This is a genomic window from Nioella ostreopsis, from assembly GCF_004000255.1.
GTDB classification, from domain to species: Bacteria; Pseudomonadota; Alphaproteobacteria; order Rhodobacterales; family Rhodobacteraceae; genus Nioella; species Nioella ostreopsis.
Genome location: NZ_RCIQ01000004.1, coordinates 203,429 through 229,531 on the forward strand (window position 1 = coordinate 203,429; position 26,103 = coordinate 229,531).

Here is a 26,103-nt window from a genome sequence, read left to right on the forward strand (position 1 = left end):
CATTCGGCAAGCCTTAGTGCGGGGGGGCATCGCTTCTTGTACAAAAACGGCACTTCCCCCACCGGCTGCGGCGCATTTACGCATGTCTCTTACTCACAACTAACACGTGTGCAAACGATCGGCCAACCTTTCCCGGTCCGGTGCGGTTTTGATCATTGCACAAGCAACAAAATAAGGGTCTCACGAGGTGAGACAGCGTTGATTTGAGCCGGTTCTCACGCCGTCCAACCGGCCCTTTCCTGATCAAAAATCCCGCCGGAACCGGCGCATCTGGGAACCGGATTCCCGAAACCCCATGGCGAGATAGACCTGACCTGCCATGTCGTTTTCCGGCATCGAAGACACGCTCAGACTCCGCGCTCCGAGAGCATCGGCAACGGCTTCTGCCGCCCGCACAAGCGCCCGACCGATCCCTTGCCCGCGCAGATCCTTCTGGACATAGAGATGATGCAGATCCATGGCCCTTTCCCCGAACTGCGCCCGCGCACGGGGGCACAGCATCGCGTATCCGCAAAGGGCTCCGTTCACCTCTGCCACAAGGACATGCAGCCACGGGGCTTGCCCAAGGCAGTCGCGGGCCAGCGTGGCGGCGGTGACGGTCGGGGTGTCGCCATGAAACCGCGCCAGGTGGCGGACCATGTCGGCCAGCGCCTCCAGATCCTGGGGCGTTACGGGTCGGACGATCGGTTGAAGGGCCATTTCCAGTACTCCGGCTTGGGCCACCGAAGCCGGGATGACATAAAAAAACCGCCTCAGGTGGCGGTCTATCCTATCTGCACATGCATCCCGCCCGTTCTATGAGAACGCACGATAATAGGCAGTCATGGCAGCAAGTTGGGTCATAGGCCTTTTCTGCGCCTCCCCGGCCTTGCGGTCAAGCCCGCCCCTGCTTTCATCTTGGTCCAAATACCTCAGGGGGGTGCGGGGGGAAGATCCCCCCGCGGGTCGACGCCGAATGGCGGCGAAACCCTGTCACTCAGGCGTTAACGTCAACGACAACACGCCCACGCACGCCACCTTTCAGGATCGCGCGGCCCAGATCGGGCAGATCGGCCAGAACCGCCGGGTGCACCATGGCATCCAGCTTGTCCATCGGCAGATCGCGCGCGATCCGCTCCCAAGCCCGAAGCCGGTTCTCATAGGGCTGCATGACGCTGTCGATCCCCAGCAGGTTGACCCCGCGCAGAAGGAACGGGATGACAGTCGCAGGCAGCCCTGCCCCGCCAGCCAGACCCACGGCGGAAACCGAGCCGCCATATTTCATCTGGCCCAGGACCCGGGCCAGCATCGGCCCACCCACGGCATCGACGCAGCCAGCCCAGGTTTCCGATTCCAGCGGGCGCTTGACGGTTTCGTTGATCTCTTCACGCGCCACAATGCGCTTGGCGCCAAGACCCTTGAGGTAGTCTTCCTGCTCGGGCCGACCGGTCACACCGGCCACGTCATAGCCCAGATTGGCCAGGATCGCGGTCGCAACGGACCCGACACCGCCTGCGGCACCCGTGACCAGAACTTCGCCCTTGTCCGGGGTCAGCCCGTGATCTTCCAGCGCCATGACCGCCAGCATCGCGGTGAAGCCGGCGGTGCCGACGGCCATCGCCTGACGCGTGGTCAGCCCCTCGGGCAGCGGCACCAGCCAATCGGCATTGACGCGCGCCTTCTGGGTGTAGCCGCCCCAATGCGCCTCGCCCACGCGCCAGCCGGTCAGCACGACCTTGTCGCCGGGCGCGTAGCGCGCATCGTCCGATGCCTCGACGGAGCCTGCGAAGTCGATCCCCGGAACATGCGGATACTTGCGGACAAGACCGCCGCCCGGCCCGATACACAGCCCGTCCTTGTAGTTCACGGTGGAATAGTCCACGGCCACGGTGACATTGCCCGCGGGCAGATCATCCAGGCCGATCTGCTCCACCGCGGCCGAGGTCTTGCCGCTCTCTTCGTCTTTTCTCACGACCAGTGCGTTGAACATCTCGATTCCTTTTCTTTACGAAGGGCCGCCCGGAGGGGCGACCACGTGACTATCAGTTCCAGAACGCCTCGTACACGGTTGCCGCGCGCACACCCTCGGGGGTGACGACGTCGACCTCGGTAAAGGCGTCCCAATGGGTCATGCGGATCATGCCGATCGACACGTTGGTGTTGAAATCGGGCGACCAGACCGCCGAGCTGATGTTGCCCACATGCTTGTCGCCGACCACCACGGGCCACTGCCGGTCGCAGGGCGGCACCGCGTCCCCGTGGATCTCGACAGGGCGGATCTGCTGAACCGGCCCTTCCTTGGACACCCGCAACAGCGCGTCACGCCCGACGCAGCCAATGGCCGTCGCGGTGTTGCAGAACCGGCCAAGCCCGCATTCATGGGGCGTGTTGTCGTCGGTCATGTCATTGCCGTAGGACAGCAGCCCGCTCTCGATCCGCTCGATCAGGTTGGGACAGCCCGCATGCACATCCAGATCCTTGCCCGCCTCCATCAGCGCGTTCCAAAGCGGCATGCCGATATCCGAACCCTCGACATAGATCTCGAACCCGCCCTGCTTGGAATAGCCGGATCGTGCGATCACGAGGTCACGCCCCTGGAAATCGAAATGGCCGAAGCGGAAGAAGCGCAGATCGCGCACCGCGTCGCCGAAGACCCGCGCCATAAGCTCATCCGCCTTGGGCCCCTGTACCGCAAGCGGTGAGACATCGGGTTCATCGACCAGCACATCCAGCCGGTAGCCATAGGCGATGCCCTTGACCCAGAGCAGCAGGTCGCTGTCGGCAATGGAGATCCACCAGCGATCCTCGGCCAGCTTGACTGCCACTGGGTCGTTCAGCATGCCGCCGGTTTCATCGACGATCGGCACGTAGTAGCACTGGCCCGGCAGCATGCCCCGCAGGTCGCGCGGGGTCAGCATCTGCATCAGGCGGCTGGCATCGGGGCCGCGCAGTTCCACCTGGCGTTCACAGGCCACGTCCCAGACCTGAACGGCCGATTTGAGATGGTGGTAATCCTCTTGCACCGACCGGAAGACCGTCGGCAACAGCATGCGATTATAAACGGTGTAACCTTTGACGCCAGCGGCCTCGACGCCCTCGGAAAAGGGCGTGCGGCGCAGGCGGCGGGACAGAGAAATCAGGGCCATCAGGTTTTCCTTACCTTTGTCATTGACCGAAACCGGGTTAGGCTAGACCCACTCATTTCAAGAGAGGTCACATTATGAAGTCTTTCCTCGCGCTGGCCTTGAGCGCAGTTCTCCTGGGGCTGCCGGCCCATGCCCAGGACCACAGCCCTGAAGCCGTCGCCGCGGCGATCCTGACCGGATTTACGCGCGCGGATGCCACGATGATCCTGCCCCATCTCAATGCCTACAACGCCGAGTCCATGTCCCCCGAGGTGTTCGAGGAGCATCCGTTCGAAACGATCTTCGATGACCCCCGCGCGCATGCCGCCATGGCATGGGACGGAATGATCCTGCCCGCGCGTTTCGACTACCTGAACACGGCATTCGTGCCCTTCGCAATCGAAACCGAGACCGGCTTTGCGTCCCTGAGCTCCGGTGAGCCCGGGCGTCTGATCGTCGTCTTTCTCGACCTCGACAGCCCCGAAGACACCACCTGGGGATGGGAGGATTTCGGATACATGGACCGCGAACGCTATCTGGGATTTCTGGAAGAGCGGCAGTAACGCCATTCCGCCAAATCCCGTTGCAGGATCGCGCGAAGGGCGTCTTCCGGGATGACACCGAGCGCGCCCGATGTCGGTTGAACCTCCCCGAGATGACGGGGTTGGACCTCGACGCACGGCGTACCCGCCATGACAGGGCAGGGTCGCAATCTCTTCGGAAATTGCCCCTGAACGGGGGTCGATCACAGCCATTGCGGCAGGTTCCGGCAAAAATGGGTGGGGACAGGGTCTTCGGGGGAACTTGCCAGAAGTCCCCCGAAACAGTTCTTTTCAGGTCAACGACTTAGCGCGGGCCTTTCCAGTCGATCTGGCAGATCTCGGCCGAGCGGCCATCGAAATCCCAGACCCGGCCATAGGCGCGCAGCTTGCCTTTGGAGGCGGAGGCCACGGTGATATCCGGACCCATCCAGTACTGGGTGTTGGTCACAACCAGATCGCTGTCGGGGTCATTGCCCGCAACCGGGGTCACGACACCCTGGATCTTGCGGCCAACCGTGATGTGACGGGTCTTGCCCTCGGTCTCATAGGTCACCGGCTGACGCTCATGGCCCAGGATCTCGCCCACGAGGATCTGGAACAGGCCCGTGGTGCCCTTGGCCGCGCCCGAGAAGATCGCGACCAGCGCGTCATATTGATCCTCGGTCGAGCGATCGTCGATGAATAGCGCCACTTTCCAGTTGCCGCGCCCCATCATGCCGGGGATCTCGATCATCAGGCCGATATTGAGGCCGCTCAGGTCGATATCGCCATAGCTGCCGCTGTCGATCCGCACACCGCCCCAGGTCTGGCAGTGGCCTTCGGTCGGCGGGTGCTTGCCAAGCGAGATCACGCAAGGACAAAACACGGTGCAGTTGCAGTTCAGGATCAGCTCGCCCTTGATGTCCCAGGGGACGGTGCCGATGTCGCCGTCGAGTGCCATTTGACTTACTCCTCTTTCAGATTCCATTCAGCGCGACGAAGACCGCGCCCGCCAGCAGCGCAACGCCCAAAGGCCGCGTCAGCCAGCGCCCGATATCGGGCAGTTTTTCCAGTGCCATCAGCAGGGTCGCCAGCCCCATGAAAGCGACATTCATCACGCCGCCCACGAAGGCGAGCATCATCAGCGCCCAACAGCAGCCCAAGCAGACCGCCCCGAGGCGCAATCCATTGCGGAACGGCCCTTCGTCGAAATGCTGCATGAAAAAGGTCATGGGTGCCCGGCATTTGGACAGGCAGGCATCTTTCAGTGGCGTGAACTGATAGGCCCCGGCCATGGCGAGGATACCGGCAGAGAGCGCGGCCGAGGCGCTGGAGCCGAACGGGTCCAGCAGCTCTGCCCTGAACAGCACCAGCTGAGTGGCCGCAGCCAGCAAAGAAAAGCCGAGCCAGATGACCAGATACCCGCCCACTAGCGCGGAAAACCGGGTCTCTGCACCGCTATGGGACAGATCCTCATAGGTGGCAAAGGCAGGCAGCGCCGTTGGGGCCATCATCGCCGCCGACATCAGCGCCCACATCAACGCCATACGCGCGAACCCGGCGGCATCGGGGGTCAGGTTGCACAGATCGGCCCAGAAGCCGGTGCCGTAGACCCGGCCTGCCGCGCGCAGCTCCGCCGGGATCGACATGGCATAAAGCGCCGCCCATGCCGCAAGGATCAGGGCAAAGAGCGCCAGCCAGTGCGGCCCCCGCATCGCTCTGATCCGTGTTGCAAACAAGGCTGGTCCTCCCCGACTCAGGTCTTGCGTTTTAAATGTCAGACTTTTAAATGTCTGACAAATAAAAATTCGAAAGTGACGCTACGTGAAGATCGACCCCAAGAGCAGCGCCGACCTGTCGGCCCAGATCGCCAAGGCCATCCGCGATTCCATCATCGCGGGCGATCTGATCGTCGATGAGCGCCTTCCGTCAGAGGCCGAACTGGCCGAGCAATTCGATGTGTCGCGCTCCACCGTGCGCGAGGCGCTGAAGCGTCTGGCGGCGCAGTCGCTCATTCGCACGCAGCGCGGGGCGTTCGGCGGGGCCTTCGTGAACCGGCTCTCCTATCCCGATGCCTATGGCCAGCAGATCACCACTTCGACCCTGCTCCTGTCGATGAACAGTGTCAGTTTCGACACCGCCTGCGAGGCGCGCTATGCGCTGGAACGCGCCTGCGCACCCCTGTCGGCAGACCGCCGCAGCGCCGATCACCTGGCCACCATGCGCGCCGAGATCTTTCGCCAGCAGCAGCCGGGCCTGACGGATGAGGCCTTCTGCGCCTCGGACGTGGCCTTTCATCGGGCGCTGGTGGATGGGGCCGACAACCCGGTGCTGTCCTATCAGCTGGCCGGCGCAGTCGAGGCCATGCAGCCCCTGATGAACATGATCACCTTCACCGCCCGATCACGCGAGGAAATCGTCGCCCTGCACACACGTATTGCAGACGCGATCGAGGCGCGCGACGGGGCTGCCGCCAGCGCGGGCCTCAGCCAGTTGGAGCACTACACGATCGAGCTTGCCCGCTCGGTCATGGCCAAGCGGGCAAGCCGGGAAGCCAGTTAGTTCCGGTCGAACAGGATCGACCCGCTCCACGGGCCATAGTCCATGGTGCTGGCGCCGTTCCATTCCGACCCGCGATAGCTTTGCAAGCCGGGGGCCGACAGCACCCGAACCGTACCGCCCGCGGCGGTCAGGACGCCGGAATGCAAGGCAGCCACACAGATGCTGCTGTCATTGGTATAGGGGCCAGACCCCCAGGCAGAGCCAGCATAGGGGCCAGCCGGGCAACTGCATTCATAGACATCCGCCCCCGCTGGCATCGTCGCGCAGGCGGGCGTTTGCATCGACACGAGCGAGACCGTGAAGCTGCGGTCGTAGGAGCCCCAGGTGCTGGTGGTAATGCCGTTCTGGGTGGAGCCAGGATAGCTCTGATATCCGCTGCCAGGTGTGACAAGGATCTGCCCGCCCCCGGCACCGATCACGCCCGCATGGGCGGCAGCGACACAGACATTGCTGTCGGCGGTGTAGACATTGGTGCCCCAGACCGCGCCGGTTCCACCACCAGAGGCGCAGGAACAGGCGGTCGGGCTGGTGATGCCCAAAGCATTTGTCGGGCAAGGAGCGGTTTGCGCTGACGCCGCGCTGGCCATGGCGATCAAACCCGCCGTGGCGAGGGCCGCGAGCCCCGTGGACCGATGGATAGATGACATATGGCGTTCCTCCCTAAGAATTCGTCTCGGTAATGCAATCCAGTCTTCTTCACCTTTGGGAGGCAATCAAGAGAATTGATGATGAATGGCGTTGAACCGCCGGGCCGGAGGCCTTATCTTAGCGATGTTCCCTCGGGGACTATGGACATAAACGCGCTCGTAATAAGCGGATCGGACCCGGGGGCGGTACCCGGCGGCTCCACCAATATCCTTCGTTTGGGGATCATGGGGCCGAAACAGGATCGACGAACGTCTAAAGGGGTTTTGCTTTGTCTCGGCTGTCTGCCACCGTTATCGGCGAAAACAGTACAATTGCAAACGACAATCGTGCTCCGGCAATGGCTCTGGCAGCGTAAGCTGCTTAAGTCGCCGAAACTAAGTCCTTGCGCCTAGCAGCGTAAGGCGGGGTTCGCAGGCACCTGGCAACAGAAGCCTGCACTTTCACCTCTATGAAGACGACAGGCAGAACGGGCTTTCGAAAGCCCGTGGGACGCGGTTTCGAAACCGCGTTGCAGCGCCTGATGAAGGCGGAGCGCACAAGACGATGCGGCCTCGAGCCAATCCATGACCGCGACACCACCCGGTGTGATCGGAGCGCCAAAACGGGCTTTCGAAAGCCCGTCACAAGCGGTTTCGAAACCGCTTCCCCGGCCAGGCCTCAGCCCGGTTGCATTGCGGCCAAGGTCTCGATCAGCGGCCAGTTCCACCACAGGGCCAAGGCACCCAGCCCAAACCCTACCGCATAGTAGATCGCATCATGCAGCGGATCCCAGGCGCGGCTGCGCGATGCGAGCCAGCCCACCACCGGATGCGCCGCCAGCATCGCCAGCCCCTGCCCCGCCAGAGCTCCGGGCAGCCCGTAAAGCGTGATCCCCGCAACCATGCCGACGATCACGAAGACCGCCCGCGTCGCCGCCAGCACGAAGAACCGCTTCGAATCTCCCGCCGCCAGGGCCGCCTGGTCATAGGTTACGCCAATGATGGCCGGGATCTGCACGACCGAAATCAGCACCACCATGCCGCCCGCCGCGATATAGCGCGGGTCGTAGAGGAACCCGATCAGCCATTGCCCCAGGAAGGCGGGCACCATGACCATCCCGATCATGCCCGCCGTGGCCAGCATCCGCATCTTGCGCAGGCGCAGGAAGTTCTCGCGGCTCTCGCCCGGCGGGCTTTCGCGGTAGATCGGGATCATCACCTTGCGCACCACGACCGAGCCCATGAGGAACGGGAAGGAGGCCCAGAAGAAGCCGATATTATAGATCCCGAAATCATGGGTGCTGAGCCAGCCGCCGATCACCACCTTGTCGGCCTGACCGATTGCAAAGCCCGCAATGGTGCTCAGAAACACCCATTTGCCGAAATGGATCAACTCCTGCGCGGCGGCGCTTTCCCATCTCAGGCGATTGCGCTCGCCGGGCAGGAACAGGTCATAGAGCAGCACCTGCGCGAGGGCCGAGATCACCCCCGATATGACCAGTGCCCAGACCGACTGCATCGCCCAGGCCAGTCCGATCGCCACCAGCACGCCGATCACCTGCGTCCCCATGTCCAGCACCGTCACGCGCCCGGCCCGCAGATGCCGGTTCGCGGTCTCGTGCCGGGTCGGGGTGAAGCCCAGAACCAGCTGTGTCAGCGCGGCCACGGGCAGGTAGTAGATCAGGTCGGGTTCCCCGAAATAGATCGCCATAGGCCAGGTCAGCGCGCAGGCCACCAGCCACAGGCTCACGCCCCGGATGATCTGGATCGTCCAGGCGGTGTTCAGGAAATCCCGGTCATCCCCGCGTTTCGACTGCATGATCGCAGGGCCGACACCGACATCGGAAAACATCGCCAGCCCCATCAGGAAGACCGACACCATGGCCATGACCCCGAACGCCTCGGGGAACAGCAGCCGCGTCAGGATGAGGTTGGACGCCAGCCTGAGAAACTGGGAAAAGCCAAAGCCAAAGAGGTTCAGCCCGGCGCTGCGCATGGCGCGCTGCATCAGCCCCTGTCCCTGATAGAAACTCCGGATCGCCCCGATCATCTGCCCCGGCTCCAGTCCCTTGGGGCGGGAGACAACCTCACCGCCAGCGCAACACCTGCATAGGTCAGGAACCCTAACGGATCGCGAAGTGCAAGCACCATCTTGCCCTGCGCGCCGAGCGTCTGCTTGTCGTCATTGGCGAGGCAATCGGGATAGAGCCGCGCGATTTCTTCCACCCCCACATCCTGCCGCTTGCGGACCTTGATCAAAGCCCGGAAACCCTCGGCAATCGGCCAATCATAGGACGCATCCGCAAGATGCCGTTCTTCGGGCGCGAAGAGCAGCCGCACATAAGTGTCATCCGAGATGATCGGCGGAAACACCCCCCACCTCGCCCGCCCCGGTCCGTTCACGGCAAAGAGCCCGCAACCGGGCACCCCGCTGCGCATGAAGGGAACGCGCGACCAGAAGCGCGCATAGCGCCGCGCAGTCGCCCCCTGACCGGTGATCCGAACGCTGCCAGAGGCATAGGCCGGTTCAGCCCGGTCCAGCGCCCGCCAAAGCGCGGCCATCAGACCGGGACTGACCGTCACATCCGCATCCAGATAGGCCCGCGCCGGATAGGCCGCCGCCGCATCCCCGGCGTTCAGCGCGCCCGGCTTGCCGAGCCCCGGCAGGTCCAGCACCCTGAACCCCCATCCTTTTGTGCGGGCCTGATCTGCAAAGCCTTCTGCAATGCTGACGGTTTCATCGGTGCAGCCATTGGCCACAACGATCACGTCCACCGGCACCGCCAACGGGTCGGACGCCAAAAGCGCTTTCAGGCAGTCACCGATCAGGGATGCCTCGTTATGGGCCGGGATGATGACCGAGATCATGACCGCCCCCTTTTGCCTTTGACCTTCAAGCCGTTTTTCCGCAGGTTGGGCACGGGCAGAGACAGGCAAGACAGGTCATGACCGAGACGCGAAAAATCGGCTATCTGGTTCCGCAATTTCCGGGTCAGACGCATATCTTCTTCTGGCGCGAGATCCTGGAGCTGGAAAAGCGTGGCGTCATCGTGGATCTCATGTCCACCCGCCTGCCACCTGCCGGTCTGGTTGCGCATGACTGGTCCGAACAGGCCATGGCGCGCACGACCTATCTGGGCAAGGCGGATGTGCTGGCGGGGCTCTCTGCCCTGCCCCGCTTGCCGTATCGCGAGCTGCTGACGGAGGCCCGCGCCGAAGGCAAGGCGATGCTCAAGGATGTTGCCGTGTCGATCCCTGCCGCACAGCGCCTGATCCGCCATTGCCGGGCGCGTGGCATTGCCCATGTCCATGTGCATTCCTGCGGGCGCGCGGCATTGATCGCCGCGATTGCGCGCCGCATGGGCGGGCCGCGCTATTCGCTGTCGCTGCATGGGCCGCTCAGCGACTACGGCCCCGGCCAGCGCTTCAAATGGCGAAACGCGGATTTCGCCTCGATCATAACCGAGAAGCTGAAGGCCGAAATGCTGGCTCACATGCCCGAGGACCTGCCTGCGCGGCTCTTCATCCAACCCATGGGCGTCGATACCGACGTTCTGGCCCCATCCGGCGCCTACCGGCCCGTCACAGAAGACGAACCCTTGCGACTGTTCAGCTGCGGACGGCTCAATATCGTGAAGGGGCATCAGGATCTGATGGCGGCGGTGCGGCTGCTGCGCGATCAGGGGCGCGACGTGCAGCTGCATATCGCCGGGCAGGACGATGATGGCGGCTCGGGCTATCGCAAGGTGCTGGAGGCGCGGATTGCAGAGCTTGGGCTTGCCGATCACGTGCGCCTGCTTGGCGCGGTCGATGCCGGCCGGGTGCGCGACGAAATCCGCGCGGCGCATCTTTTCGTTCTGGCCAGCTGGCATGAACCGCTTGGCGTGGCGCTGATGGAGGCGATGAGCTGTGGCACACCCACCATCGGCACCGATGCGGGCGGCGTGCCGGAACTGATCCGGGACGGGGTCGACGCGGTGCTGGTGCCACCCAAATCGCCAGAGGCGCTGGCCGGTGCAATCGCCGCGCTCGCCGATGACCCGGACCGCTGCGCGCAGCTTTCCGTGGCCGGGCGCGCACGGATCGTGGAAGGCTTCCATTCCGGACGCGGCGCCGAAATGCTGATCGAGGGGGTCTGGGGCTAGGCTGGTCACGGCTCAGCTGCCCTCCACGGCGTAGAACACGCCCGGTTCATCGGTGAACTCCGCCACTTCGACATCGACCAGCCAGACCGGGCCATCGGGACCGTTCAGGATGACGCGGCCCTCCTCTTCGATCAGCGCGTAGTCGGCGGCGACACCGGGCAGGACCGCCAGATCGTGGCCGCCACCGCCATGGGCGCGGTCACCGGGGCCGAGCACCAGCCTGTCATTGCCGTCGCCCGCGACGAACACATCGCGTTCTTGCGTGCCCATCAGGTCGTCGCCCCCGGCGCTGCCCCACCGATAGGTGCCATGGGCGAAGGCCGTGTCGCTACGGCTCTCCCATCCGCCCGCGGTGGCGTTATAGGCCATCAGCGTGGCCCACCGGGAAGAGCTGTCATCCAGATGGCGCAGCGCGCCCCAGCTTCCCCATTGGCTGGCAGCACTGACATCGACAAAAGCGTTGAACAGCGTGCCCCCGGACTGGCGCCAACCATTCAGAAGTTCCGCATAGAGTTCAGCCATTTGCGGCGAGTAATTGAAGTCGATCAGGAAACCGGTCAGATCCTCGTTCCAGACATTTTCACCTAACCCCACAACATGGGTTCCGCCCTCATACATCACCATGGACAGACCGTGATCGGCGGCCACCTCGGCATGATAGGGTAGCCATGTGTCGACCAGTTCCCCAAGGCTGCCACGCCGCAACGCATGTGCCGCCAGATCGAAGCCATCTTCGCGCCCGATCCAGCCGAGAACCTCTTCGACACGCTCATCGCTGCCAAGTTCGGTCCCGAAATATCCGGCAACCGCGTAGGCGTCGAAGCTTTCATGGGGCGCGGCGCGGCCTTCTGCCTGTGCCAGCGGTGCCTCCAGCAGCGGCACCTCCAGTCCGGGCCAGGAGGTCTGCGTGGCGATCACACGGATCAGGCGATCCTCCTGCCCTTCGAACACCTCGGCCCAGATATCGGCCACCTCAGCCGCGCGCAGCCCGGCAAACTGCATCCAGGCATCGCCCTCGGCCCCGTTCCACCGGGCAGCGGCCATGTCGGCGGCCCAATGGGCCTGCGAAAACAGGAAATTCCAGACCTCGTTCGACCATTCCGCATAGACGCGCAGATCGGGGGCGAGCCGCTCTTCCACATAGGATGCGAAGGCGCGCACATAGCGATCATCGGCCATATGAGGCAGCGTGAACCACGGGTCGGCGCCGATCTGGTTGGCCAGCCGCACCATCACTTCGACCGGCACGCCCCGGCGCACCCAGGTATAGTCCGACAGGCGCGGACGGTCGGTCCAGATCACCTGTGGCGAGGCATTGGTGTCCATCCAGTCCATGAACCGGATGCTGCGCAAGTCGTGGATGCGGGTGATCCAGTCGGGATTGAACAGCTCCCCGAGCTCATGGAGCGGAATGTGATCCTCGCGCAGTACGACGATATCGCGGATCGGGTCGGCGGCATCGGTCGCTTCGATGCGTAGGGCGACGGGGCCTTCGCCGGGGGTAAAGTCGAACCAGGCCTCGTGATCGCCCATCTCCACATTTTCCACCCGCCCGCCAAGCCGGAAGGTGCCGCGCCCGGTCCAGGTCACGCGGTAACGCCCGGCGGCGCTGATGGCCTCTGACGGCAGATCGGTCAGAATGAAGCTTTCCAGCGCCACGACGCCTTCGGGCAGGCCGAGCGGCCAGCCTTCGGGTGTCAGATGGTTCGACAGCTCCAGTTCGCTTGCGTCGATCCCGCCCCATTGCCCCTCCAGATGCCCGACCCAGGGCCGCGCCGAATGCATGAGATTGATAAACGGCATCTGCGTGGACCAGTCCGACAGCCCCGTCAGCCCCATGGCCAGAGCCGGATCCGTCAGGCCGGTTTCCGGTGTCAGGCTGGCGTGATCGTCCATCGCGCTGCCTTGCACCCGCGCCCAGATGAAGCCCGCGATATCGGCATAACCCTCGCGCACATCTGCATGGATGCTGTCGGGAAGCCCCGTCATCGCTGGCGGTTCTTCGTTGAAGATCGCCGTGTAAGTCACGAGAGCTGCGAGGAAATACAAGGTCGGTGTGCCATGCGGCGCGTCATCGAGATAGAGATCCGTCGCCTCCAGATCGGCCAAAGGTCCCTCACTGAACATCTCCGCAAGGATCGACGCGACGGGGATCAGCGTCACATCCAGTTCCGGGCGCGCCTCGCGGATCATATCGACATAGTCGACATACCAGTCGTGATACTCACCCCGATTATACGCATGATACCGCCGCAAGGCGCGCGGGCGTGGCGGGAAGCGGTTGGAGATCAGGGCCAGATCCGACCAGCCCTCGTAGATGAAGAACCGCGCGCCCCGGGCCTGAAACTCGGTCCAATCGAAGACCCGCAGCGTGGCGGATAACGGGCTGTAGCCTTGCGGATTGTCCCATTCATAGGCGGCATCCGGCGGGTTGGCCTGAATGAAATTGGCATTGTTGAGGATGATCGTGTTGAAATTCGCTCGACGAAACGCAAAGCGCTCGGAATCCCAGATCGAGGGCACGTTCTGGAAGGACCAGTTGGGTTCCGGCGGCAGTTGATCCGCAAAGTGCAACGGCGCGCCAAAGGCCCCGTCAGCGGCAAACCCGTGCCCGCCCGCCTGCGCCAGAATGGACAGCCAATGCGGCATTGTCGTCTCGTCACTGTCCGAGACATGGTTGATCAGCGAATTGCCGTAGATGAAGGCGCGGATATCCTGCTGTTGCGCACGCGCGGGCAGCGCCGCCAGCAGGACTAGCGCCATTGCAGAAATCAGTCTACTCAGCCGCATGGTTCTGCCTGTCCGCCATCGGTTCCGGCCGGTCATTCCGTTCCCCCAATATCCATTTGTAAACCTCTGAAATCTGGTCAGCTTTTCGATCCCATGTGAACCGGGACGCAACCCGACCCAACCCTGCGCGACCAGCGTTGGCCAAGGCGGGGCGATCCTGTTCCAGCCGCTCCAGTTCCGCCCGGAAGCCCGCGACAATCGTTGCGCGATCCCCCAAGGGCACCTTCCAGCCGGTGCCCGTTATCAGCAATTCCGCCGGTCCCGCATAGTCCACGATCAGCGACGGCACGCCAAGGGCCATCGCCTCCAGCACGACACCACCGCCGAATTCGCGGATCGACGGGAAGGCCATGAGGTCGGAGCCCGCCAGAACGTCCTGAACCGCGCCGTGTTCCATCCAGCCATGGAAGGTCACCGCGTCCGACACTCCAAGCGCCTCTGCCTGAGCCCGGAGCCCCGGCAGCATCGGGCCATCGCCAATCAGATCGAGCTGCATCCGTCCATCGCGCAACAGCGGGCTTGCGGCCTCCAACAGCATATCGGGGCCCTTGTAGGGCACCATCCGCCCGACGAAGCAGGCGCGAAGCGGCCCGTCTTTGCTGGGGGCTGCCCGCTTGGCAAAGCGCGCGGGGTCGATGGCGTTTTCGGGGATGTAGAAGGTCTTTTCCCGCATCGCCGCGGGGATCTCGCCTTCGGTATGGCGCGAGCCTGCGATGATCGCCGCCGCGTGTTTCAGCGCCCGCCTGCGCCCCGGCAGCGCCTTGTAGGCACCACGGATATAGCTCAGCCATTCCTTTTCCTGCCGCCGCTCGGCGTCGAACTCGCGCGGCCATGGCACGCCGCCATTCAAGGGGCCAAGTACGAAGGGCACGCCCGCGCGGGCGCATTTTGCAGCCAGCGGGCTGGAGATGGTCGGCGAGAGCGGCGTAATCCGGTGGACGATATCATAGCGCCCTGCCCGTATATCCGCCCCGAACTGACGCCACACAAGCCGTTCGAAATGCGGATAGGACAGCGCGTTGATCAGTTGGAGCGTCGTCCAGCCCTTTCCGCCGCCGCCCCTCAGCTTCTCACCGATGGCCCAGAGCGGGCGCGCGAAAGCCTCGGAATCGATGGCGGTGAAGTCCCGGCCCTCCACCAGACCGGCCCGAAGAATTGCCTCGCGGTTTCTGACCTGCGTGACCAGATGCACATCGGCCACGCCCGCCAAGGCACGCGACAGCGACCAGCCAATCAGCGGCACGCTGACCCATTCGGGATTGGCGGCCTCGGCAATGATCAGGATGCGGGGGTGATGCTGGGTCATGGGCGCACCTACAATACCGTTCGCAAGGGCGTCAGGACCTTGCGCCGCCGGGCGGTCTGGATCTGTTCGGAATACCCCAGCAAGGCCCCGGCAAAGAGAAAGCTCATCGGGGTCAGCGTCGCATTGGGGATCATGTCGATCACGTTGATCGCCAGGATCAGCACAGCGCCGCCCACCCATGGCGGAACCTCGCGGCCGACCGCAGCCACGCGCCACCAGACGAGGAAGATCGGCAGGGTCAGCAACCCGAATTCGGCAAGGAACCCGGCCCATCCATAGACCCCGATGGTGATGATCCAGCGGCCATCGGTGGTGGTCAGGATTTCGCCTGTCGCGCCGTCGTAGATCTGGTTGCGGCCCCATGTGCCCCAGCCGAAGACGGGTCTCTCCATGGCCCTGTCGATCAGGATGTTTTCATTGTCCAGCCGGAAGCGCAGGGAATTGGCACGGTCTTCGTCGACGCTTTCGGCCAGTTCCAGCATGTCTTCTTCGGGGATGAGATGAAAGCTCTTGAGGGCGGGATATGCCAGCACCAGACAGGCCAGCAACATGGCCACGCGGAACTGCATCCGGCTGCCAAGGAACAGCAGCACCGGGGCGAAGGCCGCAGCATAGAGGATCGAGGCCATGGATTTGCACAGGATCAGCACGAGGCCCATATAGGCCGCCGCTGCCCACCATAGAAGCGCCCGGCGGCTGTGGTCGCTGCGCGCGATTGTGATGGCCGACAAGAGCGCCGTCAGTGCAAGGAAGGCCGCCCAAAGCCCATGATAGAGGAACACGATGGGACGGAAGCCATCGCCCCGGATCATCTGTTCGAAGGAATGCTGGAAATAGCCGTAGATCCAGATATTGAGCTGCGGGCTCAGCCGCACCTCCAGCAGCATCGGCAGCGAATAGACCAGCCCCGCCAGCAGCATCGCCCATAGCAGATCGCGAATGTCATCATCGCTGCGCAGGAAATCGCGTGCCAACAGCAGGGGCGAGATCAGCAGCGCCTGGTTGATGCACTGGGCCACAGCCTCCCGAATGCGCAGGGGCGGCAAGGTAAAACTGTCGAAATAGACCGGGTCCATATTGGTCAGAACGGTGCCGAAGGGGCTGAAGATGAACAGCAACACCAGCACCCGGGCGGTATTGTTTTCCGGCAGGAAGCGCAGCTCGCCCCGGAACATGAACAGACAGGTAAACAGCGCCGCCAGACCCGGAATCGTCTGCTTGGTCAGGGGCGGCATCAGCGGAAAGTCAAACCCTGCCGGTTCGGGGGGCAGGAACAGATAGCCCAGGATCAGCGAGGCCAGCAGCGCACGCCCTCTGGGCAGCCTGACGAACAGCCAGACCACGACCACTGGGTAGAGCACCAGCGCAAGAGATGCGAGCGCGTTCGGCATGCCTGTATTCTGTTAACCTTTGTAGCTCATCGTCATGTTAATGCCCGGATTCCCCTCTAGATGGGGGTTCAACACGGGGTATACCCGGAACTTGGGGCAGAAATATGCCCCGCTGGCAGATTGAGGGCAAAGGGCATTGGAATGAGCCTGGGCAGCGACAGACAGCTGAAGATCGCCTATCTGTGCGATTTCGATCCCCGTGATCCGACGCTCTATTCGGGCGGCAATGCACGCATGCTTGCGGCCCTTGAAACCCATGCCGGCGAGGTCACCATATTGCCGCAGGACTGGGGTTTGGCAGACCCCCTGCGCCGCGCCGTTCTGGCCGCCCCCGAGGCCTTCAGCATCCGCGCCCGGTGGCGGCTGCACCTGATGCTGTCCCGTCTCATTTCTCGGCGGGTGCGCAAGGTTCTGGCGGCAGATCGCTTCGACGTGCTGTTCGGGGCCTATTCCTTCCACTCGCTGCACCGTCTGCGGCTGCCCTACCCGATGGTCACGGCCTACAGCTCCGACGCGACGCCAACCACGTACAAGCAATCCGTTGTGGGGCAGAGCTTCGGGTCGTGGTTTTCCCCGGCGCGCGTGATGGACCCTCTGATCGAAGCCGCCGAACGGCGCACGTTTCGCGGTCTGGACCTCGCGCTTTGGCCGTCGGACTGGCTGACAGGTGCCGTGAATGCGCGCTATGGTCTGCCACCCGACCGTTCGCTGACCGTGTCCTGGGGGGCCAATGTGCCCGATCCCGGCACGGCAAGCACTGCTGCCCTTATGCAAGGCGGGCCGGTCGATATCCTTCTGGTCGGGCGCGACTGGACCGCGAAGGGAGGCTGGACGACAGCGGCAACTGTCGCAGCCTTGCGCGACCGGGGCGTCGATGCCCGGCTGACCGTGATCGGCTGCACGCCACCGCCCGAAATCGGCCGGGACGGGCTGACCGTTCATCCCTACCTGGACAAATCCAAACCGGAGGATCTTCGGATCTTTCATGATTGCTTTCGCCGCGCCCATTTCCTGTTGATGCCGTCGATGGAATCCTATGGCTTCGCCTTCTGCGAGGCCTCGGCCTATGGCCTGCCTTCGCTCTGCCTCGATGTCGGGGGCATTCCTGTCTGGAATGGCATAAACGGCGATGCCCTGCCGCCCGGTGCCGGGCCCGAGGAATTCGCGCAGGTCATCCAGGGCTACATGGACACCCCCGAGCGTCATGCTGCCCTGCGCATCAGCGCAAGGCAGGTCTACGAGGACAGGCTGAACTGGGATAGCTGGGGCCGCACCGTGGCGGGTCTGCTGCGGGATGCGGTCAGTGCCCGGTCCCGCGCAGCACCACCCCGAATGTCCGGCCAATGATCGCCAGATCGGTCCGCAGCGACAGTGTGCGATAATAGGCCTGATCATAGCCCGCACGCTCGTGAAAGCTGCTTTCGTTGCGGCTGGAGGTTTGCCAGTAGCCGGTGATGCCGGGGCGCATGACATAGTATTCCGTACCCGGATACATCGCGCGCTGGTTGCACATCATCGGACGCGGGCCAACGATCGACATGTCACCGGTCAGCACGTTCCACAGTTGCGGCAGTTCATCCAGCGACGTGCGGCGCAGGAACTGGCCGAACCGGGTGATCCGAGGGTCGTTCTTCAGTTTCTGGTGGCGGTCCCACTCGGCGCGGGCCTCGGGGTTTTCCGACAGATAGCCTTCCAGCACCTGATCCGCGTCCTTGACCATGGTCCGCAGTTTCCACATGCCGAAAACACGGCCATTCATGCCGATGCGTTCCTGACGGTAAAACGGAGAGCCGCCTTCACGCAGGATAAGAACCAGGGCCGAGACCAGAACGATCAGGGCCGCAGGCACGGCCGCGAGCAGAACGATGGCGATGTCCAGAATGCGCTTGGCGTGCTGTCGATAGACTGACCGGGTTTGAATAAACCGGATCGGCACCACCGCATGCGGTGCCTCATTTTGGCTGTAAAGGCCGAAACGCTCATACATCGACAACACCCTCCTAAAGGGGGGCGACCGTTTCCGGTCGCGACAGACAGCGCTTCCCTGCCCCGCCAGCGACTTCTGGCGCGGTTTAGAAAGTCATTCAGGTTTTGGGTGCGGAAAGGCGCAGATGAGTAACCGGGCCCCCCCGGGTCGCGGTCAGTCCATCCCCACCTTTTGATGCTGCAAACCGGGTGGCAGTCCGGTGAGGCAGCAACGTCAAGTCATGGCCGACCAGCGCTTTCGCACAGCCGTAAAATGGCATTTGTGGCATAATTTCGTCAATTTCATTTTGCCCATTTCAACCTATGCTTGTGTCGCGAAATTAGGCGTAATTGTGGCAACGGCCCAGAGAAAAAACCGTTCAATATCAACAAGTGCGCCAGAGAAACCAATGTCGCAGCGCCATCATTGTCTCAGCCCTGGAAACAGTGATTGAGAGATGGAACACCTATAGGTTGCATTTTGCGGATTGCCCTGTCCATTTGGTCAGGTTTGTCTTTCGAACCGGAAACAGAGGCACGCACGTTTCAAGCGCCGGGGATCTTCCGCTCGAAAGCGTCAATCCGTGGCAGAACCATGGCTTGTTTCCGGCATCAAGACGCTGAAAGCACGACAAATAGTTTTCATGGTTAACGCAACTCTTCTTAAGGTTGCACAATGTGGCGAAACAATGGCTCGATCCGCGCCTCTTTGTCCCTGATTGCGCCAGATTTCGCCACAATCTGATTCGCGGATCGAAAGCTTGCGCACTGGAAAGCCCGGCTTTTTTCCGGGTTTTCCGTCAAAAATCCTGTCTTTCAGTCAGGTCGCATGCCGCTGACGCCGCGCCTCATTCCCGCCACGATTCCCGCCTTGTCCTTGATACGGGCGGCCACCATGCCCATAACCTGCCACAGACACCCTGAACCGGAGACATCATGCCCGAGCTTGAGCCCACTCTTGACGCATCCTTCTATCTGACGGCAGGCGCCATCCTCGCTCTTCTTCTGCTATCCGCCTTCTTCTCCGGCTCGGAAACCGCTCTGACGGCGGCGTCCCGTGGCAAGCTGCGCTCGCAGGCCGATCGCGGATCAAAGGCGGCGGAACGCGCGCTGCACCTGACCGAAGACAGCGAACGGCTGATCGGCTCGGTCCTGCTTGGCAACAACCTGGTCAACATCCTGGCTGCGTCGCTGGCCACCTCTCTCTTCACCCGGGCCTTTGGGGAAAGCGGCGTGGCGCTGGCCACGCTGGTCATGACCCTGCTGGTGCTGATCTTCGCCGAGGTGTTGCCCAAGACCTATGCCATTACCAATGCAGAGAAGGCCGCCTCGGCGGTCAGCCCGGTCATCAAGGTTGTGATCCTCGTCTTCTCGCCCGTGGTGGCCACGGTTCAGGTGCTGGTGCGCGCGATGCTTCGGATGTTCGGCGTGCAGGCCGACCCCGACAGCAAGGTGCTGTCCGCCCACGAGGAAATCGCCGGTGCCATCACGCTTGGCCATTCCGAGGGCGTGGTGGAAAAGGAACATCGCGACCGGCTGCTTGGTGCGCTCGATCTGGGAGACCGCACGGTCGAGGAAATCATGCTACATCGTTCCAATATCGAGATGATCGACGCCGACGCAGATGGGGAAACCATCCTCAGCCAGCTTCTGCATTCCCCCTATACCCGCCTGCCCGTCTATCGCGGCGAGCCCGAAAACATCATCGGTCTGGTCCACGCAAAGGACGTGCTGCGGGCCATGGACCGGCTGGTGCGGGGGCCGGATGCCTCCCAGGCGGGCCTTGCGGCGTTTTCCGTCACCGACGTGGCGATGAAACCCTATTTCGTGCCGGAAACCACCACGCTGGATGACCAGATGCGCCAGTTCCTGCGGCGCCACACCCATTTCGCGCTTGTCGTCGATGAATATGGCGCTTTGCAGGGGCTGATCACGCTGGAGGATATTCTGGAAGAGATTGTCGGCGAGATTACCGACGAGTTTGACGTGGAAGAAGAGGTCAACCTGACGCCCGGCCCGGATGGCAGCTACCTGATCGAGGGTGGCATGACGATCCGCGACCTGAACCGGGCGACCGACTGGAACCTGCCCGACGAGGAGGCCAATACGGTGGCGGGGCTGGTCATCCACGAGGCGCAGATGATCCCCGAGGAGGGACAGGTATTCTCGTTTCACGGCTTCCGTTTTGAGGTGGCCGAACGCCAGCAGAACCGGCTGACGCAGCTTCGGGTGCGCAAGCTGCTTTAGGGATCGCCGCGCGTCCCGCGCGTCGACCGCCCGGGGGGCGCTGCCCCGTCGTCATTGGGCTTGCACCAATGGCGCATCCAATGGCGACCCCCCGAGGTATTTTCACCAAGATGAAGGGGCATGTCGCTTTTGGACTTGCGGGCGGTGGCAGCAAAAGGCTGACTTCCACCAGAATTGCAGGGAGAGACGGCGATGAAGACGAGCACACGGGTTTGCGTGATCGGGGGCGGGGTTGTGGGCTGTTCGGTGCTCTATCACCTGACCAAGCTCGGCTGGTCGGATGTGATGCTGGTGGAACGCTCGGAGCTGACATCAGGGTCCACCTGGCACGCGGCGGGCGGGTTTCATACGCTCAACGGCGACACCAACATGGCCGCTCTGCAGGGCTACACGATCCGGCTTTATCGCGAGCTGGAGGCGCTGACCGGTATGTCCTGCGGGCTGCATCACGTGGGCGGCGTGACGCTGGCCGACACGCCCGAACGCTTCGACATGCTGAAGGCCGAACGCGCCAAGCACCGCTTCATGGGGCTGGAAACGGAGATCCTCGGCCCCGATGAGATCAAGGCGATTGCGCCGATCACCAATGTCGAGGGCGTTTTGGGCGGACTCTACGATCCGCTCGACGGGCATCTCGACCCCTCAGGCACGACCCATGCCTATGCCAAGGCCGCGCGCATGGGGGGCGCCACGATCGAAACGCACTGCATGGTGCGCGAGACCAATCAGCGCGCCGATGGGACCTGGGACGTGGTGACCGACAAGGGTACGATCCATGCGGAGCATGTGGTCAATGCGGGCGGGCTCTGGGCACGGGAAGTGGGGGCGATGGCGGGGGTCTACCTGCCGCTTCACCCGATGGAGCATCAGTATCTGGTGACGGATGATCTGCCCGAGATCTATGAACGCGAGGTGGAGCATCCGCATGTGATGGACCCTGGCGGCGAAAGCTACCTGCGGCAGGAAGGCCGGGGGCTGTGTATCGGGTTCTATGAACAGCCCTGCAAGCCCTGGGCCGTGGGCGGCACGCCCTGGGAGTTCGGGCACGAGCTGCTGCCCGATGATTACGACAAGATCGAGGACTCCATCGCCTTCGCCTATCGCCGCTACCCGATCCTGGAACGCGCGGGCGTGAAGACCGTCATTCACGGGCCCTTCACCTTTGCCCCCGATGGCAACCCGCTGGTGGGCCCGGTGCCGGGCCGGCGCAACTACTGGTCGGCCTGCGGGGTGATGGCGGGCTTTTCCCAAGGTGGCGGGGTCGGCCTGACTCTGGCGCAATGGATGGTCGAGGGCGAGCCGGAACGCGATGTCTTCGCCATGGACGTGGCCCGCTTCGGCCGCTGGATCACGCCGGGCTACACCCTGCCCAAGGTCATCGAGAACTACCAGAACCGGTTTTCCGTAAGCTATCCGAACGAGGAACTGCCCGCCGCGCGGCCGTTCCGCACGACGCCCATATACGACATCTTCGACGGCATGGGCGCGGTCTGGGGGCAGCAATACGGGCTGGAGGTGCCCAACTATTTCGCCGAAGGCGATGAGCCGCGCTACGAGACGCCCTCTTTCCGACGCTCGAACGCGTTTGAGGCCACCGCGCGCGAGGTGCGGGCCGTGCGCGAGGGCGTGGGCATCAACGAGGTGCAGAATTTCGGCAAGTATCGCGTGACGGGGGCGGATGCGCGCACCTGGCTCGACCGGGTCATGGCGGGGCGCATCCCGGCGCCGGGTCGGATCAGCCTGACGCCGATGCTGGCACCTTCCGGGCGGCTCATTGGCGATTTCACCGTGGCCTGCCTGTCGGAGACCGAGTTCCGCCTGACGGCAAGCTACGGTGCGCAGGACTTCCACATGCGCTGGTTCGAGGGGCAGTTTGATGGCGATGTGCGGGTCGAGAATATCTCGGACCGGTCGACCGGCTTCCAGATCGCGGGGCCGCGGGCGCGCGACCTGCTGGCCAAGGTCACGCGGGCGGATGTGTCGAACGCCGCCTTCCGCTTTCTCGATGTCAAACGGCTCTCCATCGGGATGATGGAGGCCACCGTGCAGCGCGTGAGCTACACCGGCGATCTGGGTTATGAAATCTACGTCGACGCCATGGAACAGCGCGCCCTGTGGCAGCTGCTGTGGGAGGCGGGGCAGGAGTTCGGCCTCAAACCCTTCGGGATGCGGGCGATGATGAGCCTGAGGCTCGACCGGTTCTTCGGCTCCTGGATGCGGGAGTTTTCGCCCGATTACATGCCCGGCGAAACCGGGATGGACCGGTTCATCAAATGGGACAAGGATTTCATCGGCAAGGAGGCCGCCGAGAAGGAGCGTGCGGAAGGTCCTGCCCGCAAGCTCTGTTCCTTCATCGTCGAGGCCGATGATGCAGATGTGGTCGCCTATGAACCGATCTGGCTCGATGGCAGCGTGCAGGGGTTCTGCACCTCGGGCGGCTATTCGCATTACGCGGGCAAATCGGTGGCCTTCGGCTTCGTCCCGACCGAGCGGGCCGTTGAGGGGCTGGAGGTCGAGATCGAGATCCTCGGCAAGATGCACAAGGCGCGGCTGGTGACGGAGATGCTCTTCGATGCCGATGGCGCGCGGATGCGCGGATGAGCGATGCGGTGATCCTGCTGCTGGCAGCCGGGGCATCCTCGCGCATGCGGGGGGCCGACAAGCTGTTGGAGGAGGTGGGGGGCGAAACGCTCCTGACCGTCATGGCACGGCGCGCGGCCAAGGCCGGGCGACTGCGCGTGACCCTGCCCGAAGGGAACTCCGCGCGGGTAAAGGCGCTCGCCGGGATCGACTGCGATATCGTCACCCTTCCCGCGGGCTGCGACCAGTCGCAGTCGTTGGCGGCCGGGGTTGCGGGGCTGTCCTGCCCGGTGCTCGTGATGCTGGCCGACATGCCCGAGGTCACCGCCCATGACCTGCATTTGCTGCTGGCGTTGTCCGCTCAGGCCCCCAATGCCATTCTGCGCGCCGCAGACGCGGACGGAACGCCCGGAAACCCGGTTCTGTTTCCGGCCAGCCTGCTGCCAGAGCTTCAGAAGATCAAGGGCGACAAGGGCGCGCGCGGGCTGCTGAAACAGCATGCGGCGCGGGTGCATCTGGTGCCCCTGCAAGGCAAGCGCGCGCTGACCGATCTGGACACGCCCGAAGACTGGGCCGCCTGGCGCGCGGCACATTCCCAATAAAAAGGGGCGGCACGAGCCCTCGCGCCGCCCCAGTCCGGGTCCGGGGAGAGGATCTGCCCCCTCTCCCCCCGTATCCCTGCTGCATTCCTGTTGTCGTTAACGAGTGATCAGACGCGCCTCATGGCCTTTCAGAACCTTACGGGCCGCAGCATAGCTGTCGATCCCGGCGGGCTTCTGCAGCTCGGGGAAGAGCGTGTAGATCTCGTCCCGCTGCTCCGCGTCCATGCCACCAAGCGTCTGGTCGCCGGGCTGGAAGCTTTCGGTCCAGGCACCGTCCGCCAGAACCACCTCGTGCCGGTCGAACATGAAGTGGATATAGGTGGTGCGGATCGTGTCCATGTAGCGGATGCCCTTGTGGTCGATCAGATGCTTGGCCGCGACCAGCACTTCGCTTTCCTCGAAATAGAGCTGCGTGCGGTCATTGCCGACCAGCATCCGGTGCTGCGGGCTGACCAGCATGTCACGCTCCGGCAGACCGTTGCCGAGCGCGCCGGCCTTGATCAGCACCGGGCGCAGATTGGGCGCGCGGCGCAACTCGCCGTGGTTCAGCGTCCGCGATCCGATCCAGCGGATTTCCTGAATGCCGTTGTCACGGGTGATGATCTTGTCACCGGGTTGAAGCGCCTCGACGGCCACCTCGCCACGGGGGGTTGCAATGCGGGATCCGGGGGTAAAGCAGGGCACGACGTTTTCAATCTCCTCGAAGCGCATGGTGCCGGTGACGTTCGACGGGGAATAGCCATTGCCGTCATAGAAGGTCACCGTACCGTTTTCAGGGTTGTCGGCGTCGAGTACGACACGCAACGGGCCAGAGCCTGTCAGGTCGAGCGTATCGTAATCGTCGCCGGTGCCCCCACCGTCCACGTAGTCGCCGACATTGCCGCCAAGGATCACGTCGCGGTCGGCGCCGCCGTAAATCTCGTCTTCGTCGATGCCGCCATCCAGCGTGTCGTTGCCGGCACCGCCATAGATCGTGTCGTCATCGTCCTGGCCGTAAACCACGTCGTTGCCGTCACCGGCCTCGATATAGTCGCGGCCATTATCGGTCACCGCGTCGGGACCGATCGGATTACCGTCCGAGCCGTCATCGGTGATGTTCAGCTCATCCGGGAAACCGGCGCCGAGGCCGCCATAGATGGTGTCATCGCCAGCATCGCCAAGGATTGTGTCCGATCCTTCGCCACCGACGATCAGGTCATCGCCCTCGCCCGCGTCGATGGTGTCGTCATCGAAGCCGCCGTCGATCTGGTCATTGCCGGTGCCGCCAGTGATGCTGTCGGCATCGTCGCCCGCAAAGATCGTGTCATTGCCCGCGCCGCCGTCGATGGTGTCGCGCGCGTCATTGGGGTCGTAGTCACTGGGGAAAAGGCCGGGATAGCCGCGATCGGGCAGCGGCAGGTTGCCGTCCAGGCGGGTGTCGATCAGGTCGTCGCCATCGCCACCATCGACGGACGCATTGCCATCGCCACCGATCAGATGATCGTTGCCGTCGCCACCGATCAGCGTATCGTTGCCGCCTTCGCCCTTGATGGTGTCATCGCCACTTTCGCCGTCGAGATAGTCGTCGCCATCATTGCCCCAGATGATGTCGTCCCCGACACCGGCATGGACGGTGTCATTGCCTTCACCGGCGAGCACCACATCGTCATCGGGCGCGGCCCCGTCCAGAATGGCGTCACCGGCATCAATCATGTCGCCTTCGGGATCGCCTGTGTAGGCAAGGTTGATGTTGTCATCCCCTGGGGTGCCGTCGACGACGCCGTCTACACTATTCGGATTCACTATTTCACCAGCCATTGTCGTCTCCTTTACGCCCTGCCCGAACGCGCAACTTGCGCGGCTTCGCGGCGAACCACTGAATTTTCAATGACAACGAAAGACGAAGACTGCTGCTTCAGTGCATGGACGGTCAGGTTAAAGACCAAGGAAACCAAGAACATCGCACATCCCCTGACGATCGGTGTCGAACACGTTCCAACCGGATTGCGATGTATGAAGAATGTGTGGGCGGGCGCACGAAGACCGGAACCGAAGCAGATGGGCCGACGGCCATAAGGCGCGCGGCAGGGGTCTGCCTGGCAGGGCAGTTCCCTCATATAATTCCGCAAAACGTTGCGGCTCACATGCCACCTGCCGATCCGTTTGAACCGGCTGGTATCGTGCGGCCGCCCCCGTGGCCTTCAGACATCGCCCCCCAGTTGGGCTGACCCAGTCATAGCCCGAGCGGGCCGATCCAAGAAAGCGAAAATTGTTTGAAACATGGC

20 protein-coding genes and 1 other RNA gene are annotated in these 26,103 nt (G+C 63.3%); 8 read left to right on the plus strand and 13 right to left on the minus strand.

Annotated elements, in window-relative coordinates; genetic code table 11:
* Positions 1–243: 243 nt before the first annotated feature.
* The 3 genes from EP237_RS06400 to EP237_RS06410 all read right to left on the minus strand — a co-directional run bounded on the left by EP237_RS06400 (position 244) and on the right by EP237_RS06410 (position 3,125).
* On the minus strand, positions 244–699 hold the full coding sequence (locus tag EP237_RS06400; RefSeq protein WP_127559264.1) for a GNAT family N-acetyltransferase: 456 nt from the start codon (positions 697–699) through the stop codon (positions 244–246).
* Positions 700–976: 277 nt separating this feature from the next.
* On the minus strand, positions 977–1,969 hold the full coding sequence (gene acuI, locus EP237_RS06405; protein WP_127559266.1) for an acryloyl-CoA reductase: 993 nt from the start codon (positions 1,967–1,969) through the stop codon (positions 977–979).
* Positions 1,970–2,021: 52 nt separating this feature from the next.
* The gene (locus EP237_RS06410) at positions 2,022–3,125 is read right to left on the minus strand and encodes a dimethylsulfoniopropionate demethylase (protein WP_127559268.1); all 1,104 of its coding nucleotides are present in this window, start codon (positions 3,123–3,125) and stop codon (positions 2,022–2,024) included.
* Between the two features lie 74 nt (positions 3,126–3,199).
* On the opposite strand from EP237_RS06410, the gene EP237_RS06415 reads away from it, so the two are divergent.
* Positions 3,200–3,667, plus strand: coding sequence for a hypothetical protein (locus EP237_RS06415; protein WP_164744638.1), 468 nt, complete (start codon positions 3,200–3,202; stop codon positions 3,665–3,667).
* 283 nt (positions 3,668–3,950) lie between these two features.
* Here EP237_RS06415 and EP237_RS06420 read toward each other — a convergent pair whose 3' ends face one another.
* Together EP237_RS06420 and EP237_RS06425 are read right to left on the minus strand one after the other, a co-directional pair.
* Complete coding sequence (locus EP237_RS06420) at positions 3,951–4,586, minus strand: DUF1326 domain-containing protein (RefSeq protein ID WP_127559272.1); 636 nt, start codon at positions 4,584–4,586, stop codon at positions 3,951–3,953.
* 16 nt (positions 4,587–4,602) lie between these two features.
* Entirely contained in the window at positions 4,603–5,340 is a 738-nt protein-coding gene (locus EP237_RS06425; protein ID WP_127559274.1) for a DUF2182 domain-containing protein, read from the minus strand.
* A gap of 109 nt (positions 5,341–5,449) precedes the next feature.
* On the opposite strand from EP237_RS06425, the gene EP237_RS06430 reads away from it, so the two are divergent.
* Positions 5,450–6,187, plus strand: a complete 738-nt coding sequence (locus tag EP237_RS06430) for a FadR/GntR family transcriptional regulator (RefSeq protein WP_127559276.1) — start codon at positions 5,450–5,452, stop codon at positions 6,185–6,187.
* On the opposite strand, the gene EP237_RS06435 is transcribed toward EP237_RS06430, so the two are convergent.
* On the minus strand, positions 6,184–6,834 hold the full coding sequence (locus tag EP237_RS06435; RefSeq protein ID WP_127559278.1) for an LCCL domain-containing protein: 651 nt from the start codon (positions 6,832–6,834) through the stop codon (positions 6,184–6,186). The genes EP237_RS06430 and EP237_RS06435 overlap by 4 nt on opposite strands.
* Before the next feature lie 87 nt (positions 6,835–6,921).
* Here EP237_RS06435 and ssrA point away from each other — a divergent pair.
* Positions 6,922–7,274: a transfer-messenger RNA gene (gene ssrA / locus EP237_RS06440) on the plus strand.
* 218 nt (positions 7,275–7,492) lie between these two features.
* Here the strand turns inward: ssrA and EP237_RS06445 are convergent.
* Together EP237_RS06445 and EP237_RS06450 are read right to left on the minus strand one after the other, a co-directional pair.
* Positions 7,493–8,863, minus strand: a complete 1,371-nt coding sequence (locus EP237_RS06445; RefSeq protein WP_127559280.1) for an oligosaccharide flippase family protein — start codon at positions 8,861–8,863, stop codon at positions 7,493–7,495.
* Complete coding sequence (locus EP237_RS06450) at positions 8,860–9,681, minus strand: glycosyltransferase (protein WP_127559282.1); 822 nt, start codon at positions 9,679–9,681, stop codon at positions 8,860–8,862. Before EP237_RS06450 ends, EP237_RS06445 begins: the two co-directional genes overlap by 4 nt.
* A gap of 77 nt (positions 9,682–9,758) precedes the next feature.
* Here EP237_RS06450 and epsE point away from each other — a divergent pair, with 77 nt between their 5' ends.
* Positions 9,759–10,958 (plus strand): exopolysaccharide biosynthesis GT4 family glycosyltransferase EpsE, encoded by a 1,200-nt coding sequence (gene epsE / locus EP237_RS06455; RefSeq protein WP_127559284.1) that lies wholly within the window; start codon positions 9,759–9,761, stop codon positions 10,956–10,958.
* Between the two features lie 12 nt (positions 10,959–10,970).
* On the opposite strand, the gene EP237_RS06460 is transcribed toward epsE, so the two are convergent.
* The 3 genes from EP237_RS06460 to EP237_RS06470 are packed head-to-tail and all read right to left on the minus strand — an operon-like array spanning position 10,971 to position 16,445.
* Complete coding sequence (locus tag EP237_RS06460; RefSeq protein WP_240661540.1) at positions 10,971–13,748, minus strand: calcium-binding protein; 2,778 nt, start codon at positions 13,746–13,748, stop codon at positions 10,971–10,973.
* Positions 13,735–15,054 carry a glycosyltransferase family 4 protein gene (locus EP237_RS06465; RefSeq protein ID WP_127559286.1) on the minus strand — a complete coding sequence of 440 codons (1,320 nt, stop codon included), beginning with the start codon at positions 15,052–15,054 and terminating at the stop codon, positions 13,735–13,737. The genes EP237_RS06460 and EP237_RS06465 overlap by 14 nt, the downstream gene beginning before the upstream one ends.
* A gap of 8 nt (positions 15,055–15,062) precedes the next feature.
* Complete coding sequence (locus tag EP237_RS06470) at positions 15,063–16,445, minus strand: hypothetical protein (protein ID WP_127559288.1); 1,383 nt, start codon at positions 16,443–16,445, stop codon at positions 15,063–15,065.
* A gap of 141 nt (positions 16,446–16,586) precedes the next feature.
* Here EP237_RS06470 and EP237_RS06475 point away from each other — a divergent pair, with 141 nt between their 5' ends.
* Positions 16,587–17,792, plus strand: coding sequence for a glycosyltransferase family 4 protein (locus tag EP237_RS06475; protein WP_127559290.1), 1,206 nt, complete (start codon positions 16,587–16,589; stop codon positions 17,790–17,792).
* On the opposite strand, the gene EP237_RS06480 is transcribed toward EP237_RS06475, so the two are convergent.
* A complete protein-coding gene (locus EP237_RS06480) occupies positions 17,746–18,432 on the minus strand; it encodes a sugar transferase (protein WP_127559292.1) in 687 nt (228 codons plus the stop codon). The two genes, EP237_RS06475 and EP237_RS06480, sit on opposite strands and share 47 nt — an antisense overlap.
* A gap of 914 nt (positions 18,433–19,346) precedes the next feature.
* Between EP237_RS06480 and EP237_RS06485 the strand changes: the two genes are divergently transcribed.
* The 3 genes from EP237_RS06485 (at position 19,347) to EP237_RS06495 (ending at position 23,839) form a co-directional block, all read left to right on the plus strand.
* Positions 19,347–20,657: an HlyC/CorC family transporter gene (locus tag EP237_RS06485; RefSeq protein ID WP_127559294.1), complete on the plus strand. Its 1,311-nt coding sequence runs from the start codon at positions 19,347–19,349 to the stop codon at positions 20,655–20,657.
* Positions 20,658–20,849: 192 nt separating this feature from the next.
* Positions 20,850–23,258, plus strand: coding sequence for a GcvT family protein (locus EP237_RS06490; RefSeq protein WP_127559297.1), 2,409 nt, complete (start codon positions 20,850–20,852; stop codon positions 23,256–23,258).
* Complete coding sequence (locus tag EP237_RS06495) at positions 23,255–23,839, plus strand: nucleotidyltransferase family protein (RefSeq protein WP_127559299.1); 585 nt, start codon at positions 23,255–23,257, stop codon at positions 23,837–23,839. The genes EP237_RS06490 and EP237_RS06495 overlap by 4 nt, the downstream gene beginning before the upstream one ends.
* A 96-nt stretch (positions 23,840–23,935) precedes the next feature.
* On the opposite strand, the gene EP237_RS06500 is transcribed toward EP237_RS06495, so the two are convergent.
* Entirely contained in the window at positions 23,936–25,636 is a 1,701-nt protein-coding gene (locus tag EP237_RS06500) for a Hint domain-containing protein (protein ID WP_127559301.1), read from the minus strand.
* Positions 25,637–26,103: the final 467 nt, after the last annotated feature.